Below are 17,073 nucleotides of genomic sequence, written 5' to 3' on the forward strand. Positions count from 1 at the left end.
TGGCAGGCTCGCTAGACGGGAGCAGGGACTAGCGAGCCTGCAGTGGTCGCGCAGTACTACTTGAAGGCGTTACTCATTTCAAACGTCGCTTTAGTTTTAGAGCCTTGATGGCCCTGTCCTAGATTGACGGCGTTGACCTGTTCAAATAAATGCTCATAAGCTTGTTCGAGTCTGTCCTGATTCTTTAAGCTGCCTTTAAATGAAAACTCAGTAAACGTGATACGCGGTTGTCGGTAGTAGGGCGTCCAAAGTTGAAAGTCTATTTCCAAATCATCAAAGCGACGATCCTTAAGTGCACCCTCCCAACCATGGGTACGCATAACAATGGTTTGTGCAAGATCTTGTTGGTTGGCTTGATAGATATCACCGACGATAGACCAAATTGCTTTATCTTTTTTCAAGATATTAAACACTTGCTCGTAATCAACATCTTTGACGTTAATATCGCCAGGTGAGTAGGGAATATCGTAGCTGACGCTGTAAGCCGCCTTACCATTGGTAAAATCGATTTCCGCTTTACGGTACTGGCTCACATCACCAAAACCTTGCGGGTCTTCAGCGCGGAGTTTGACGGTAATTTTGCTCTTGCGCGGTTTAGTGACATGCTCTCTCACTCGAATATTGATATCTTTGGCTTTAAAAGCGCGGTTAGGAGTATCAATATAAGTCACTAATTTAACCGAGATATCATCGTCAAACGTGATGAAGTCAAAAGCTTGTTTGAAGTCGTTACTGAGCTTATTCGCGCCATAGGGTAATGTTTTACCTACCCCAGTATTGACGTGATATTCCAACGAAGTAAATTGCTCTGGTGATAACACATAAGCGCTTGAACTTAGGCATAAATTGACCAGACCGATTAGAAATAGATTGTTTCTCATCTGCTTGGCTCCTTTTAGAATGCGTACTGTAAGCGGGCTTGGAATATGTTGCCGTCTTGCTCATACAACATCAGGTCGGGGTCGCTATGATGCTCGAACCCCTGTTCATAATCGGCTTTGGTATGCACGTAGTTAAACTGCGCTTTTAAGTTGTTTTCGATATACCAGTTAACGCCAATAACATAGTCGGTTTTCTTGCCGCCATAGATGTTGGCATCGGTATCATTGAAATCAGCGTAGTCGACTCGCGCGGCAATTTCCCAGGCACCATAACCACCTTTTGATAGTGCGTTTTCAGGTTTAACCGTTTTAAAGGTGCCTTTCTTATCGCCGTAGCGCCAGCTCTCTCCTGTTAAGGTATAAACTGCTTGTGCATAGCCACTGTTAAAGGTCGCGCTGCCCATGTTATCGCCCTTAATGTACAGATCATCGGTTTTTGCTAGCATGTATTCGGCTTGCATCAGTAAGCTACGATGTTGGTATGCCGCTTCCAAACCATAATGCTGGGTTGATTGGGTATTGAATTTACCCGTATCAATCAAACGACCCGTGGCTTTGGTATTTGGTCGAGCGCGGTAACGGGTCTCTTCCATATTGCTATTGTTTTTGGTGCACAGTGCGCTGGCGCCTATGTGCAATAGGTGGTCACTGTTGTTGATGGGGGCCATGGTAAATCGGGCATTAAATACGTCTTGCTTTTCATTGAGGTCATCATCATTCACCAAGGCTGTCACACCGTAGCCAGCGCTAAAATTATAGCCGTCGCCGTAGTACAACCAAGAAGCACCAACCGCACGCTCAGGTGAGAAGGTATCGGTACTGGCGCGTTCCAAAAATGCTAAATGGGCTGAACTGCCTGTGGCCTCAAGGCCAAAACCAAACTTCTGGAAACCGAGTTTAATTTCGCTGTTATCAAACCCACGGTAATTGACGTTGGCATCTTTAACTTCAACTTCTGACACGCCATCAAAATCAAATTCCAGCGAGTATTTCCATACATTGGAGAAATACCCTTCTACCCCAAACCGAACACGGCGGAAGCTGACTTCATTAATGCCCTCTTGGTATTCCAGTTTGTTGCCGGTATAGAAAGGATCGGCGTTAACATAGTCGAGCTGAATACGCCCCGTAAACTGCATGGTTGATTGGCCATCTTTGGACATTAACTCTGGTGACGGGTCACCGGTTTCAAATTTGACTCTATCGCTAGCGTTGGCAGCATCTTTTGCTTCTATGAGCTCAATTTCTAGCGCGTTTAGGCGCTCCTCTAGCTCAGTGATTTTATCTGCTTCAGTCGCCATCGCGGCTGATGAAAAACACAGTAGTGAGGTTGAGATTGCAACGGCAATGCGAGACCGAGAAAAACCATTTTTGTTCACCATAATGCATATCCTTAATATCTTATTCTAGATGTTAACGCGGTGTAAGAAATCTGCTGTTTCCTGATGAACTAATAGTAAGCAGATCGCGGTAAGAAAAACTTGATCCATGTCTATTAATTTCAACTTAATCGTACAAAATGTTTTTGTTTTATTTTTGCGAGTAATGATGGTTTTTTAGCAGTGATATAGTTCAGTATAAGTTGAGAGATTTAGTTTAAGGCGTGGGGAGGCGACGCTCAATCACAAGGGAGTTTATGCGTAATAAAAGTGAGTTGGTTAATACTGGTTTCGACTATAAGTTATTGATTTCGATCTTGTATATACCGTGAGCCCCTTTTCTGCTAGTGACGATTCGGTGCTGACTATAGGTCAAGCCATCGCCTAAATCTACGCTGATCAACAGGTGAATTGTATGGACTTTGTGTACCGTCGCTAGGCGAATGTTTTGCCCTTGCTGGTAGTGATGGTTGCTGAGGATTTTCGGCAAAGAACGCAAAGTTTTACTTAAGTTAATTGTAAGTTCATCTATAAACTTTTCTTTGCTTTTTCGTTGTTTCTCAGTGTTAAAATTGTAACGTCGTTGGTAGACCCAATGACGACTATCCTGGGACGTCTCTTGTCCCGGGCGGCGATTTAATATCGACTGAATTTGCTTGGGTAAATGCTGTTGTGATTGGCTAAAAAAGCTCTCAGTGGTGGCAGCAATTTCTACCTGACGACTGCCTTGATAGTAGCGAGACTGGTGTTGAAAATAACGAGAAGAAAACACTTGCATTAAATATTGCCGCCCAAGCTCTTTAATTCGATCCTTGAGGATGTAGGAGATAACCAAAGAGAAAAAGAACGGTGTAGAGAAATTGCCAAATGCTTGCTGGGTGAAAAATGCCACTGCGGTTGCGAATGCCATCGCTAGCGCAGCCGCTACACCAAAAATCAGCTGCTCAGCATATTGGCCGTTTTTGAGTTTCTTACGCTTGACTTTATACGGCGTATTTATCACTTTTCGGCCGAGATGGAGCTTATTCAGTAAACGCTCTTGGCCCTCTTCACTGTCATCATGCAGCTTAAATTTATGCTGCTTTGCTAAGGCAATATTGCGCTCGAGTAATCGGCTTAGCCTAGGCGTATCTGCTGAGTTTTGCTGGCGCAATAGTGCCAGCAGCGACTGGTGCAAATCATAGATGAGCTGGTGGCGGGCGAGTTTATATAGTCGTGCTTGACCAAGAAGTTGCTCGTTGTCATGAATTGCACAACATTGCTCGATCGCGTCATTCAGTTGTAATAGTAGTGGCTCATCGGCACCGTTAAGTAACTGACGGATGTCGGTGACAAAGTGAGACAGTGCTAGTCGGTAGTGGCGTTGATTGGTCCGGGCTTGTGCATATGCCGTATGTTTTAAAGTGAATAGTGCACGCTGCACTGAATCCACACTGGCGGTTTCATCAAACCTAATCACTTGCTTCTGTGATAGATTTTGATAGAAGCTACTGGGGTTGGCAATGTCGCTATTTTCGGCCAATTGCGAGGGAAGAAAAAAGTGAACCTTAAGCTGGGCGCGCTTAACGTGGGCCGGAAATTCGGCGCGCACGTTAAGGTGGTACTGGTCAGCTTTAAATAGCGACACTGTCATGGGCTATTGCCAGGTGCTGTAGGGTTGCTTCATCAGCATGGAGTTATAGTAACGTGCATCTCCAGTCACTTCTTGCGCCAACCAAGAGGGTTTATTGACCACTTGATCTTCGCTAGTTAACTCCACTTCAGCGACAACTAAGCCCTGATTACTTTGATAAAACTCATCGACTTCAAATATGTGGTTAAGATGCTCAACCAGGTAACGTGTTTTATCAATGACTCCAGGCTCGCAGATGGCCAGTAATGCTTTGGCTTCTTCAACAGGGATCTCTTGCTCCCACTCATAGCGCGAAGCACCAGATTCATTGCCGATTCCTTTGATGGTTAGGAAGCCTTTTTCACCTTTTATGCGTACTCTGACTGTGCGCTCGGGTACGCTGCTTAGGTAGCCCTGTACAATACGTACAGCGCGAGCAGCTTGATGTTTGAAGTCATCATTTTTGACTAGGTACTTACGTTCAATCTCTTGAGCCATTGCGCTGTTCTCCTATATTTAGTTTGCTAACGGCATGTTTTTCATACCGATAACACGTTTAATAGCTTGTAAATAGTTGATGTTTTCTACGCCTTCTAGCTGCACATCCTTAATGGTTTTTTGAATATCTTCTAGCTCAGTAGATTCGCTGTTAATGCTGACAATCTTGGCACCATTAACCAGCACATTGGCCACTTCACAAATGGTGTCGTTAACCATATAGCCAAAGCGTTGCTTGTGAATTTTTACCGCTTGCAAATCAGCGTGGGCATCAATAATGGCGATGAACTCGTCAAAGCTGTATTGGTTTTGAGTCAGTTCAGGAAGTTCGACCATAAAGGCAGGAAAAATCTCTTCAACCAGCTGGGCTCGGCTAATGGGGAACTCGGCTTTGAGCTTTGGATCCCATTGCTCAAGTCCATCTACGGTTTGTACATAAGATTTCACATCCATCTTGCCATCGCGAATTTTGGTGTTATTGAGATCATTGGTACGCGACATGATATAGATTTCATCGCTTTCGCGATGCCAAACTTTTTCTGGAACCGGATTAGACAAGCGTGCCATACGCTCTGCTGCGGCGCTAAAGTCTTGACCAAAGGTACGAAATTCAAATCGAGGCTTAGATATTTCACCAATTTTAAGTGCTGACATTGAGGTTTCCTTACAAGTATTTGTGTTTGTTTGGACTGCCTAAATACAGTACTGACAAAATCGTCAACAAAAATCGATCTAGATCAAGTTTTATTAAAATTAGTTTAGATCTAATCTTACATTCAATTTCATTTTTTGATGTTTACTATAAATTAAATTCAATTAAAACAGTGTTTTGATTTGATCGTTTTTACTGGTTGCTTTCTTTTGTTTATTTTTTATTTAAAACTAAAAGTATTTTTTGTTGATCTTGATCGCCTTTTTATTAAGCCAATATGGGTAAAGTTGTTTTACAGTTAATTCGCTTAGGGAATAAGAATAATGTCTAAAACTGAAGTGCCCCAAACCGACCCGCTCGATATGAGCCAATATCGAATGGAAACGCTCCCCGTTAGGTCAAAAAGTCGTTTCGAACTCTGGTTGGCACAAGCAGGTATTTGGATCGCTCTAGCGGTATTTGTGGGCATTCTTATGGCAGAGCCGGCGAGCTTTTTAGTTAACTTTGACCCACAAACATTAAGTCAGACCGCACTAGAGCGGTTTGAAACCGATGGTCTCGCTATGTTTAGTGCTCGCGGCACTGCAATGCTTGCCATTTTTTGTGCCGCAGTCATTTTGTGGATCACCGAGCCCATTCCCAACTACTTAACCTCGCTGATGGTGATTATTGCGATGGTGCTAACTGGAGTATTACCGGAAAAAGTGGCTTATGCCCAGTTAGGTCATCCGATTATGTGGCTCAATATCCTGTCATTTATTCTCGCGTCTATGTTAGTGACTTCCGGCGCTGCCAAACGCTTTGCGCTATGGTTCATTTGCCGATTTGGCACCAGTGCAACACCGATTTTTTATAGCTTTATGGTGATCAATTTAGTGCTGTCCGCGTTTATTTCAGCCACCACCGCTAAAGCCGCCATTCTGATGCCGATTTTCATGGTGATTGCAGCGGTATATGGCGCCCGTGGCGGTGACAATAAAAACAACTTTGGCCGTAACTTAGTGCTGCAAAATTTACTGCAAATTAATCTGTGTGCCGGCGCGTTTGTGACAGGCTCTGGCGCTAACCTGTTGGCAGCGAGTTTGATTGCCGGGGCGATAGGCGGCAGCTTTTTCTTTGCAGACTGGATGATTGTCGCACTGCCGATTGTGCTGTGTATGATTGTCATTGGTTGGCTAGTGGCGACTAAAATCTTCTTTCCTTTAGCACCAGAAGAGCGCTTGCCGCAGATTGAAGGTGGCATGGAGCGTTTGCAATCTGAGCTCGATAAAATGGGCAAGGTGTCGTGGCGTGAAATCAAATCTCTAGTGATATTTGTCACCATCTTATTCTTTTGGGCTACGGATAAATACCATGGAGTCAGTGCCACAGCGATTGCCTTTATTGGCGCCATCGTTGCCCTGTGTCCACGTATTGGTGTGGTGAACTGGAATGAGGTGGATGTGCCCTGGCATTTACTGCTATTTTCAGCGGGAGCGTACACTTTAGGTGCTGGTTTTAAACAGACTGATTTACCGAATCTGGCGGTGAATTTCAGCCTGGAGTATTTTGGTTTAGATGAAAGTACACCGTTTAGCGTGTTCTACATTGCGCTTACAGGGGCGATGTTATTGTCATCACTGGTATTTCAGTCCAAGACCATGCGGACTATGTTGTTTGTGCCGATTGCTATCGGTATTGCGCAGCGATTTGATTTTCCCATTATGAGCTTGGCGTTGCCGGTGGCGTTACTCATTGAACATGTTTACGTTTTACCGTTTAATAGTAAGCCTGCGTTGTTACTATATTCGACCGATCATTATAGTTTGAGTGATACCTTCAAGTTTGGCTTCACCATGTTGATGATTGGTTGGGCAAGCAGTATTTTAATGGGTGAGACTTGGTTTAAATGGTTAGGTTACGCACCCAATGGTGTATTCTGGTAGTGCATCGACGTAGTATTTTTAATGATTGTCAGGCGAGATAAAGTATGAGTGCCAAGAACAATGAAATTCGCAGTAAGCTAGCGCTGTTACAGCTAGCAGAAGAGCTTGGTAGTATTAGTAAGGCCTGTGAGATAATGGGCTATAGTCGTGACAGTTATTACCGCTTTAAAAAGCAATATGCCACAGCCGGCGAGCGTGGCCTGAAAAACCTCTCGCGCAAGAAGCCGGCACTGAAAAACCGAGTGTCTGCCGAAGTAGAAGAGCAGGTGATAGAGATTGCGCTCGACTATCCCAATTATGGTCAGGCCAAAGTCGCCGAGCTACTGACTGCCCGCGGCTGCAATGTGTCGGCATCGGGAGTGAGAACAATATGGGTGCGGCATAACTTAGAGACTCGCAAAAACCGACTGTTAGCCCTTAATGCCAAGCTTAAACATGAGCAGTCTTGGTCCCCCCTAGAGCAGCAGCATCTTGAGCAACTACACAAGCTCACTCCAGATGATCCGGTATTTGAATGCCTTTTCCCCGGCGATATCTGCGTGCAGGATACCTTTGATTTGGGGGATATAGCCCCGCTAGGTCAGCTTTATCAGCACACGTTTGTCGATGGTTATAGCCAATATGCGATTGCGGTGGTGATGACCGACAACAGTTCGGCATCGGCGGCCGAATTTTTGCAAAATATCGTTCAGCCTTGGTATCAGTCACAGCAGTTACCTATCAATAGTATCTTAACCGATAGAGGTACCGAGTTTTCGGGTAAAAAGGGCGCCGCATTTAATGACGTATTGGCGCAAAGCCAGATTAAGCACATTCAAATGCGTGCGTATAACGGTCCGGTCGTGAATGGTTTAGCTGCGCGATTTCAGGCGTTTGCCCACAACGCATTTTTTGAACCTTTCTTAAAGGCCAATAAGGTGACGTCGTTAGCGGAGCTCAATCAACATTTTGCCCAGTGGCAGCACGATTACAACGTTAATCAGCCCCTATCTGGCAGGTATACCTTAGGTAAAACCGCTACCGAAGTGCTAGACAGCAGCCGCCACTTGATAAGTGGCGTGGAGTAACTGCTGAGCTAAGGCGGTGACGGTCAACGTGCGCCGCTAATACCTTGGTAAACTAATGGTAACCTTTAGGCCATGAGGCTGCGCATTACTGGCGCGGATGGTGCCTTGGTGCGCATCGATTGCCGCCTTAGTGATGGCCAAGCCTAATCCCCAGCCACCCGACTCTCTTTCTCGCGCTGTTTGCGGACGATAGAACGGCTCAAATATTGATAGCAAATCTTGCTCATCTTCAATACCCGGACCATCATCAAGAATGATTAACTCCACCGTGGGGCCGTTGTTGCGCGCAGAGATGGATATTTGCTTATCGGCATAGCGAATTGCGTTGCGCAGTAAGTTTTCCACTGCACGAGCCAATGGCCGCGGGTAAGTGGGCAACATAATATCGTCATCAATCTCAATCGCCAGCTGTTTTTGCTGTTGCTCAGCTTCAAAGTCGGCGTCATCGAGCACTTGGGTTAATGTTTCGTTGAGTGCTAATGAATGTTTAGAGTCATTAAAATTCAGTTTTACCCGTGATAACTCCAGCAGCTCGCCAATCATTTGATCAAGTTGTTCGGCTTCATAGCTAATTCGTTCTATCTCGCTAGAGCTTTGCTCTTTTTTGCGCGCTAAAGCTAACGCCAATTGCAGCCGAGTGAGCGGCGTGCGCAGCTCGTGGGAGATATCACTGATAAGTCGTTGTTGGCTATTGACCATGTTTTCAACGGCATCCGCCATGCCATTAAAGGCTTGCGCGAGCTGTCCAAGCTCATCGGTGCGTTTGCTCGTGCTGGCATCCACGCGGTGCTTAAGATCGCCCCTAGCTAAGGTTTCAGCGCTTTGTTTTAACGAGCGCAAAGGCTTGCCCAAATGCCACGCAAGGAGACCACATAGCAATCCTGATAGCAGGATTGCTAAGCTTAATGTCAGCAGTTTATTTTCAGCAAAGAAGAAAAACCACGGCCGTGGATGATGATCATCAATACGACCATAAAGGCTATAACTTTTGCCTCTTGCGCTGAATTCATAGGGGCCAAAGATCAGCTCATTTTTAAATTGGTGACTGATTGGGTGGTTGGCTTCTTCGGCCATTAGAATAAAGCGGCGCATTCCCCGCGACATGCGGTCCCGGTTAATTACTTGGCCCTGATCGTTGAGCAAATAGATACGCAGTGGTTTGCCGCGAAAGTTCTTGAGTTCGCGAAAGTGCCTAAAATGACGCTGTTCTAGTAAATCGGGTTGCTCGACAATGCGGTTGGCAATGCGCGACAGTAAGGATTCAAGGTGCGGTGGCAGCGGGGCTTGGTCGTGGTTCTGTTGCAGTAATGGTAGCAAGCCTACCGCAGCGATAATTAAGCTACTGCACAGCCAAAAGCCGAGCAGTAACTTAATAAATATACGGTTGGGCGTGGTGCTTAATATCATGTTAAGTCAGCCAAATATAACCTTTGCCGCGAATGGTTTTTACCCGTGGGCGGCCATCGGTGCGCTCAGGTAGCTTCTTACGCAAATTAGATAAATGCATATCTAGGCTGCGGTCAAAAGGCATCAGCTTTTTACCCAACACTTTCTCGCTGAGCTGGTCTTTACTGATTAACTCGCCAGCGTGCTGGATCATTTCTAGTAGCAGCCCAAACTCGGTGCCGGTTAAGATGAGGGATTGCTCTTGGCAGTATACCTCTTGGCGACTGGCATCCAGTTTGATATCGCCAAACTCCAGTACCGTGTTGGCGCTCTCTTCTGTCGTGTGATGAGTGCGGCGAATAATGGCTTTAATTCTGGCCACGAGTTCACGGTCATTAAATGGCTTGGGCAGGTAGTCATCGGCGCCAATTTCTAAACCCACCACTCTATCTATTTCGTCGCCACGTGCGGTGAGCATTAATACGGGGGTTTGCTTCTGTGCGCGTAGGGCTTTGAGAACCTCAAAGCCATTCATTTGCGGTAGCATCACATCTAGCAAGATAAGATCGAAAGATTGAGTAAGCGCTAGATTTAATCCACTTTGGCCATCGTGGGCTAAAGTCAGCTCAAATCCTTCTAACTCTAATAACTGAGCCAGTAACTCGGCAAGGCCAAGATCATCGTCAATTAGTAATATGTGGCTCATGCGCTACCTCTTTGAAATGTATATCTAGTGCCAGTATACCCATTTAGACGTCAATTGCAGTCTAGCTATGTAATTCTGTGTAAAGTTTGGCGGATAGGCTAGTTTCAGCGCTGACACAGTTGTTTGCAACATATTTACAGTGATTTACCTTAGCTAAACCCTCAATTACATTGCAAGGTCTAAACTGGTAGCAACTTCATCGACAAGAGAGAAACATTATGAATACTCGTCAACTTAAAGCAGGTGTTATTGCCCTACTCGCCAGTTCAGCCGTGATGATGGCGCCGGCAACTTATGCTAATGATAATGGCCAACAAAAAAGTGGCTACCATCAGATGGAGCGTGGTGGACACCATGGCAATCTGAAAAAGATGTTCCGCGGTTTGGATTTAACTGATGAGCAGCGTGAACAGGTTAAAACCATTGTTAAGCAGACCCGCGAAGATGTAAAAGCTCTAGGTGCAAGCAATGAAGATCGCCAAAGCCATAAAGCTGATATGCTAGCGCTAATCACGGCAGACGGTTTTGATGAAGCGCAAGCTGCGCAGCTACTTGATGCCAAGCAGCAAAAGCGTCAACAGGCTGGTGTCATTATGCTTAAAGCACAAAATCAGGTTTATCAATTGCTAACCCCTGAGCAACAAGAGAAATTCAAAGCTAACTTTGAGAAAAAGGGTAAGCGTAAACACAGGTAAAGTCGGCCACATTTGACTTATTTGATGTAAACTAACGTTATATGCTTCCCCCTACATAAAGTAGTGATATAACGTTATGACGCAAGCTTCCCAATATGACTTTTGGGTAAAACTAGCCAGCCGCGCTGCTGTCGCTACCGCTTTTACCCTGATTATTATCAAACTGGCCGCCTGGATTTATTCAGGTTCGGCCAGTATGCTCGCCTCTCTCACAGACTCCTTTGCCGATGCACTCGCATCAATCGTTAATTTTATTGCGATTCGTTACGCCATTGTCCCGGCTGACAAAGACCATAGGTATGGCCATGGTAAGGCCGAACCTTTAGCCGCCTTGGCGCAATCGGCGTTTATTCTTGGTACCGCCTTCTTATTGTTATTTCATGGCGGCGATCGTCTCATCAACCCGGCACCAGTAAATAGCCCTATGTTGGGCGTCGTCGTTTCAATTATTGCCATCATATTGACCTTTGCTTTGGTGATGTTGCAGAAAAAGGCGGTAGCCGCTACCTCCAGCACTGTGATTGAGGCAGATGCCTTGCACTACAAATCTGATTTACTGCTCAATGCGGCGGTATTGCTGGCTTTGGTGCTGGCCTATTACGGCTGGTGGTGGGCTGATGGTTTGTTTGCTGTGCTGATCGCCTTGTTTATTGGCCAGCAAGCAATTGATTTAGGGTATCGCTCGATTCAGAGTTTGTTAGACAGAGAGCTGGAACCTGAGGTGAGAGCCCAAATTGCCAGTCATATTAATCAAGATGACCGCATTATTGGTTTTCACGACCTGCGTACCCGCGAATCGGGCAAAACAACTTTTGTGCAATTTCACCTTGAGTTAGATGGTAACTTAAGCCTGCATCAGGCCCATGAGATTGCCGATGCCGCTGAGCATCGAGTTGCAGCCCTGTTTGATGATGCTGAGGTGATTGTTCATCAAGATCCCGCCAGGAATTAGTATTAACGTGCTGGCCACGAATTGCATTGAGTGGTCAGCTATTACTAGGTTATATGGCGGTTTGGTGTGAGTGAAACGGGCATAAATTCCACATAGATCCCAAATCGAGGAATTATTTTACTGCCAATTTGTGAGTGGTTCTCCTAGACTTTATTCTTCAATTGAAGAATTATCTTGGTAGCGACGAATATGACCACCAGTACTCACGCGAAAGTTGGCCGTCCCCGCGGGGATAATCAAATTCGGGCTAAGTTACTTGATGCCGCACGCACATTATTTATTGAGCGTGAATATGGCCAAGTGACTGTGCGGGATATTGCCAAATTGGCCGCCACCGATCCGGCGATGATCCGTTACTACTTTGGCAACAAGCAAAGCTTGTTTTCAGCCATGTTGCAAGAAACAGCCATGCCAGTTATTGCACAGTTGCAGCAAAGCCGCAGCGAGCTGGGTGCCGATAGCCCCGCCAAGTTAATGCAAACTTACTATAGTGTGATGCAACACCATCCTCATTTTCCACGGTTAATGTTTCGCTTAGCTGGACTCGACCGCAGTAATCCCGATAACCAAGCGGTACTGAGTGCCTTTCATCGTGTGGTGCAAATTGATCATATGATGATGTTTGAACAATTACAGCATCAAGGTGTCCTACGTGACGATGTCGACGGCAGGTGTGCTCAATTGAGCTTTTTCGCCATGATGGTGTTCCCATTTCTAATCCCAGACAATGTACTGAAAAATTTTGCTATTGAGTTAACGCCAGAATTTTTAAGTCAGTTGGCGCAGCAAAATGCTAATTTGCTAAATCGAGGCCTGATGGCCACTAAGGAAGAGTCAAATGCATGACAAGAAGCGTATGTTAATTCCGGGCATTGCTGCCGGTGTTTTCATATTGATACTGGCGAATATTCTCAAACCTTCACCAACCTTGGTGCAAGGTTATGATCAAGCTCGCTTAGTGGAAGTCAGCGAATTGCAGCAACAACAAGTCGCGCCGGTTATTCAAGGCTTTGGGCGGGTAGAACCCAAACATGTGTGGCAAGCGGTGGCAGAAGTTACCGGTAAAGTGATTTATCGCCACCCACAGTTAGAAACCGGCCGCATGTTACCGGCGGGCACGCTGGTGCTAGAAATTGACCCCTTAGAGTATGAACTAAAGCTGGCTCAAGCCGTGGCAAACCTTAATGCCACTGAAGCTAAGCTAACACAGCTTGACCAACAGCAGCGTAACCTGGAAACCAGTCTCGCCATTGAACAGAAAAAAACCGTGTTGGTGGAGCAGGAATATGAGCGTAAGCAGTCACTGCAACAACAAAATCTTATCTCAAGTTCTGAACTTGAAAGCCAAAAGCAGAGCCTATTGGCGCAAACTAAGCTGGTTGAAGATCTACAAAGTTCGTTAAAGCTGTTACCTGACGATCGCAAAGTCACCCAAGCACAAGCCAGTGTTGACCGCGCGACCTTGCAAGACGCAGAGCGCCGCCTAGCGCAAACCAAAATTACCTTACCCTTTGATGCCCGTGTCTCTGACATCAACATTGAACAAGATCAAGTAGTGGCCAATGGCGCAGTGATGATAGTCGCTCACCAACTTGGCACCGCAGAGATTAAAGCCGAGCTATCACTGAGTGATATGCGCACCTTGGTTAGCAGCATTGTGCCGCGATCGCAAAAACAGAACATGCCATCAATAGAAAAATATGGCTTGCAAGCGCAGGTACAGTTTGGCGCTGGTGAGCATGAGTTTATTTGGCCAGCAAAAGTGACTCGCGTGGCAGAAACCGTCAACCCTACCCAAGGCACCATTGGTGTGTACTTAGAGGTAGAGCAAGATTTCCATCAACTCGATCTACTGGCTAAACCACCGCTCACTAAAGGCATGTTTGTCGCAGCTAAAATTTATGGCGGTGCTAAGACGCATTATGTGGTGCCTGAGCAAGCGTTGCATGGCAATAGCATCTATATCATGAGTGCTGAGCAGCGCTTGCAGATTGTGGCGGTGGATGTGCTATTTCGTCATGAAGACAAAGTGGCTATTGATGGCGAGATTGCACCCGGAGCACTGTTAGTGCTCAATGACCTTATTCCCGCCATTGAAGGGATGAGTTTGAAAGTGGCGCAAGATGATATCGATGCTGGTAAGGAGACAACGCAGTGATCGCTTATGTCACGCGACATCCCACGCTGGCCAACTTGTTAATGTTGGCGCTGCTGTTACTGGGATTATTAAATGTAGGCTCCATCAAGCGGGAGACCTTTCCTGAGTTTGCGCCGCTTTATGTGGTGGCGTCAGTGGTGTACCCCGGTGCGTCTCCGGTCGAGGTTGAAGAGAGTATTTGCCTGAGGATGGAAGATGCCGTCGACGGCTTATCCAATATCGAAGAGGTCAATTGTGATGCCCAAGAAGGTATTGCATCGATGCGGATTAAGTTAGACACCGGTGCCGACATGGGACGTATGTTGGTGGACGTACAAACCCAGATCAATGCTATTAAGAACTTCCCCAGCCAGATTGAACCGCCTATTGTCAAAGAGCTTGATTGGGCCGAGCCCGTGGTTGATGTCGCCATTGTTGCCAATACCAGCTGGCCACATTTAAAAGCCTATGCCGAGGATGTAAAACGGCGACTTAAAATTGATGCGGGCGTCAGTCTTGTGTCTATTGCTGGCTTTTCAGATCACCAGTTACGCATTGAGCTAAACGAAGCAGATATGCGCCGTCTGGGGCTAAGCGCGGCCGATGTAGCAGATAAAGTGGGCCGGCAAAATGTCAAAATGCCTGCGGGTAATATTGAGCTGGCAGATAAAAATATCTTGCTGCGTTTTGACGAGCGTAAAGTCACCCCTGAAGCCATGGCGCGCACTATTGTGTCTTCGGCAAGCGACGGCAGTGTGGTGCGTTTAGGCGATATTGCCACCATTACCGACCGGTTTGAACTGGATGAAGAACACATTCAGTTTAATGGTCAGAATGCGGCGATGATCAAAATCCAGAAAAATAAGGCCGATGACGCGCTGCGGATTAAGCAGCGAGTTAGCGATTTTATCGAGCAGGAACGGTTACAGGCACCTGAAGGGGTGAGCCTGACGATGACCAATGATTTGTCGTCGGTACTGCAAGATCGCCTAGACATGATGCTGACCAATGGTTGGCAGGGCATCATCTTAGTGTTCTTTAGTATGTGGTTATTCTTCTCGTTGCGTTACTCATTTTGGGTATCGGCAGGTTTACCGGTGGCATTCTTAGGCGGCCTGTACCTAATGAGCTTATTTGGGGTGTCAATTAACCTGATGAGCTTAGTGGGCCTGCTGATGGCGATTGGTATCATGATGGATGATGCCATTGTGATTGCCGAATCGATAGCAGCGCACATTGACCGCGGCCTAGAGCCCCATGATGCGGTGGTCAAAGGGGTGTCGAAAGTTGCCCCTGGCGTTGTTTTATCATTCTTAACCACGGTGCTTATTTTTAGTGCGCTGCTGGGGTTAGATGGGCAGATGGGCGCAGTGCTGTCGGCGATACCTATTGTGCTAATCATGGTATTGACCATTAGTTTAATTGAAGCGTTTTTGATCTTGCCAAACCATTTAAATCACTCATTGAGTCATGCCAATGATAGTGAGTCACGCTTTAAGCCACTAAAGTTTAAAACCCGGTTTCTAGAGAAGTTTGAGCAATTCCGTAACGGTAAATTAGTGGAAATGGTCGAGTTTGTGGTGCGTTGGCGCTATGTCAGTGTGGGGGCCACTTTAGGGTTCTTATTGGTGTCTATCTCGCTGGTGGCGGGCGGGGCACTTAAATTTGTGCCATTTCCTGAGCTTGATGGTGATATTGCCGAAGCCCGCATCATCTTACCGCCGGGCACTTCTTTAAGCCGTACTGAAAATGTGGTGCAGCATATTATTGCCAGTGCTGAGCAAGTCGGCGCCCAGTACAGCACCGACTTTGAAGATGGCGAACCGTTAATTCGAGACATTACCGCTCAGTATAACTTCAACGCTGATGCCGGAGAGCAGGGGCCACATGTGGCAACAGTTCGCTTAGATATTTTGTCGGCCGAAATCCGTGAGACCCGGATTGATGATTTTATCGAGTCATGGCGTGACGCTGTTGGCGAGCAAGCCTTGCCACTGTCGTTAGTGTTTAAGCAACCTAGCATGGGGCCAGCAGGTCGCGATATTGAAGTGCGCTTGCAAGGCGATAATCTCGATCATCTCAAACAAGCCTCGGTATCACTGCAATCTTATCTGGCGCAATTTGATGGTGTGAATGGCATTTTAGACGACATGCGCCCAGGTAAAGAGGAGATTAAGGTCAGTTTGCGCCCTGGTGCTGAGTCGTATGGCGTGGATGGCCAGTTGATTGCTAATCAATTACGCAGTGCGTTCTTTGGTCAAATTGCCGATGAGATCCAAGTCGGGCCGGAGAACATTGAAATTGAAGTGCGACTGAATAAGGCGCAAGCAGGTGACCTGCAAGCCTTGGCTAATTTCCCAATTATGCTTGCCGATGGGAATCAACTGCCATTGTCAGCGGTGGCAATATTAGAAAACCAGCGTTCTTATGTGCGCATTCAGCGCATTAATGGGCTACGTACTGTGACGGTGATGGCTGATGTGAACAATCATAAAGCCAACAGCGGTGAGACTTTGGCTAAGGTTAAAAGCGAATGGCTGGTGCAAATTAATCAGCAATATCCTGATGTGCGTATCGATTTTGAAGGCTCTGCGAAGGAAACTGCCAAAACCGGTAGTTCAATGGCTAAAGGCTTCTTAATTGGCCTATTTGGTTTATTTGCCATTTTGAGTTTTCAGTTCCGCAGTTACCTGGAGCCCACTGTGGTGATGCTGGCAATTCCATTGGCCCTTATTGGGGTGTTGTGGGGACATTTATTGCTGGGGCACAATCTGTCGATGCCGTCGATCATGGGCTTTATTTCGCTGGCGGGGATTGTGGTGAACGATTCAATATTGTTGGTGCAGTATATTCGTCATCATATCGATCAAGGCGACAGTGTCCACCAAGCTGTGGTCAGTGCCAGTAGAGAGCGCTTTAGGGCGGTATTTTTAACGTCGTTGACCACTGCTGCCGGTTTGCTGCCTCTGCTGCTTGAATCTAGCTTACAAGCACAAGTGGTGCAGCCGCTGGTGGTGTCGATTGTGTTTGGTATATTTGCATCCACCCTGTTGGTGCTGTTTATCATTCCTTGTGCTTATGCCATTTTAGGTGATTTTGGTAAAGTACGTCAGCATCAAGCCTTATAGCGTTGGCCATAATGCAATTGCCACAGAAGCCATGAGAGTCATGGCTTTTGTGGCG

At 46.4% G+C, this 17,073-nt stretch carries 14 protein-coding genes; 7 read left to right on the plus strand and 7 right to left on the minus strand.

Going from position 1 to position 17,073, the window contains the following annotated elements; all coding sequences use genetic code 11:
• Positions 1 to 56 precede the first annotated feature (56 nt).
• The 5 genes from L865_RS0112715 to L865_RS0112735 form a co-directional block, all read right to left on the minus strand.
• On the minus strand, positions 57 to 881 hold the full coding sequence (locus tag L865_RS0112715) for a hypothetical protein (RefSeq protein WP_028773599.1): 825 nt from the start codon (positions 879 to 881) through the stop codon (positions 57 to 59).
• A gap of 14 nt (positions 882 to 895) precedes the next feature.
• Complete coding sequence (locus L865_RS0112720) at positions 896 to 2,263, minus strand: OprO/OprP family phosphate-selective porin (protein ID WP_028773600.1); 1,368 nt, start codon at positions 2,261 to 2,263, stop codon at positions 896 to 898.
• A 292-nt stretch (positions 2,264 to 2,555) separates the two neighbouring features.
• On the minus strand, positions 2,556 to 3,893 hold the full coding sequence (locus tag L865_RS0112725; protein ID WP_028773601.1) for a hypothetical protein: 1,338 nt from the start codon (positions 3,891 to 3,893) through the stop codon (positions 2,556 to 2,558).
• 3 nt (positions 3,894 to 3,896) lie between these two features.
• On the minus strand, positions 3,897 to 4,370 hold the full coding sequence (locus L865_RS0112730) for a CYTH domain-containing protein (RefSeq protein WP_028773602.1): 474 nt from the start codon (positions 4,368 to 4,370) through the stop codon (positions 3,897 to 3,899).
• Between the two features lie 18 nt (positions 4,371 to 4,388).
• A complete protein-coding gene (locus L865_RS0112735; RefSeq protein WP_028773603.1) occupies positions 4,389 to 5,024 on the minus strand; it encodes a hypothetical protein in 636 nt (211 codons plus the stop codon).
• 321 nt (positions 5,025 to 5,345) lie between these two features.
• On the opposite strand from L865_RS0112735, the gene L865_RS0112740 reads away from it, so the two are divergent.
• Together L865_RS0112740 and L865_RS0112745 are read left to right on the plus strand one after the other, a co-directional pair.
• Entirely contained in the window at positions 5,346 to 6,947 is a 1,602-nt protein-coding gene (locus L865_RS0112740; protein WP_084632532.1) for an SLC13 family permease, read from the plus strand.
• A 44-nt stretch (positions 6,948 to 6,991) separates the two neighbouring features.
• Positions 6,992 to 8,014, plus strand: coding sequence for a helix-turn-helix domain-containing protein (locus tag L865_RS0112745; protein WP_028773605.1), 1,023 nt, complete (start codon positions 6,992 to 6,994; stop codon positions 8,012 to 8,014).
• 36 nt (positions 8,015 to 8,050) lie between these two features.
• Here L865_RS0112745 and L865_RS0112750 read toward each other — a convergent pair whose 3' ends face one another.
• Together L865_RS0112750 and L865_RS0112755 are read right to left on the minus strand one after the other, a co-directional pair.
• Positions 8,051 to 9,421: an ATP-binding protein gene (locus L865_RS0112750; RefSeq protein WP_028773606.1), complete on the minus strand. Its 1,371-nt coding sequence runs from the start codon at positions 9,419 to 9,421 to the stop codon at positions 8,051 to 8,053.
• Position 9,422: 1 nt separating this feature from the next.
• Positions 9,423 to 10,106 (minus strand): response regulator, encoded by a 684-nt coding sequence (locus L865_RS0112755; RefSeq protein WP_028773607.1) that lies wholly within the window; start codon positions 10,104 to 10,106, stop codon positions 9,423 to 9,425.
• 218 nt (positions 10,107 to 10,324) lie between these two features.
• On the opposite strand from L865_RS0112755, the gene L865_RS0112760 reads away from it, so the two are divergent.
• The 5 genes from L865_RS0112760 (at position 10,325) to L865_RS0112780 (ending at position 17,018) form a co-directional block, all read left to right on the plus strand.
• Positions 10,325 to 10,801: a Spy/CpxP family protein refolding chaperone gene (locus L865_RS0112760; protein ID WP_037471095.1), complete on the plus strand. Its 477-nt coding sequence runs from the start codon at positions 10,325 to 10,327 to the stop codon at positions 10,799 to 10,801.
• A 76-nt stretch (positions 10,802 to 10,877) separates the two neighbouring features.
• A complete protein-coding gene (gene fieF, locus L865_RS0112765; protein WP_028773609.1) occupies positions 10,878 to 11,753 on the plus strand; it encodes a cation efflux pump FieF in 876 nt (291 codons plus the stop codon).
• A gap of 189 nt (positions 11,754 to 11,942) precedes the next feature.
• Positions 11,943 to 12,599: a TetR/AcrR family transcriptional regulator gene (locus tag L865_RS0112770; RefSeq protein WP_028773610.1), complete on the plus strand. Its 657-nt coding sequence runs from the start codon at positions 11,943 to 11,945 to the stop codon at positions 12,597 to 12,599.
• Positions 12,592 to 13,911: an efflux RND transporter periplasmic adaptor subunit gene (locus L865_RS0112775; RefSeq protein WP_028773611.1), complete on the plus strand. Its 1,320-nt coding sequence runs from the start codon at positions 12,592 to 12,594 to the stop codon at positions 13,909 to 13,911. Before L865_RS0112770 ends, L865_RS0112775 begins: the two co-directional genes overlap by 8 nt.
• Positions 13,908 to 17,018 carry an efflux RND transporter permease subunit gene (locus tag L865_RS0112780; protein ID WP_028773612.1) on the plus strand — a complete coding sequence of 1,037 codons (3,111 nt, stop codon included), beginning with the start codon at positions 13,908 to 13,910 and terminating at the stop codon, positions 17,016 to 17,018. The genes L865_RS0112775 and L865_RS0112780 overlap by 4 nt, the downstream gene beginning before the upstream one ends.
• Positions 17,019 to 17,073 lie beyond the last annotated feature (55 nt).

The organism is Shewanella waksmanii ATCC BAA-643, assembly GCF_000518805.1.
Lineage (GTDB): Bacteria > Pseudomonadota > Gammaproteobacteria > Enterobacterales > Shewanellaceae > Shewanella > Shewanella waksmanii.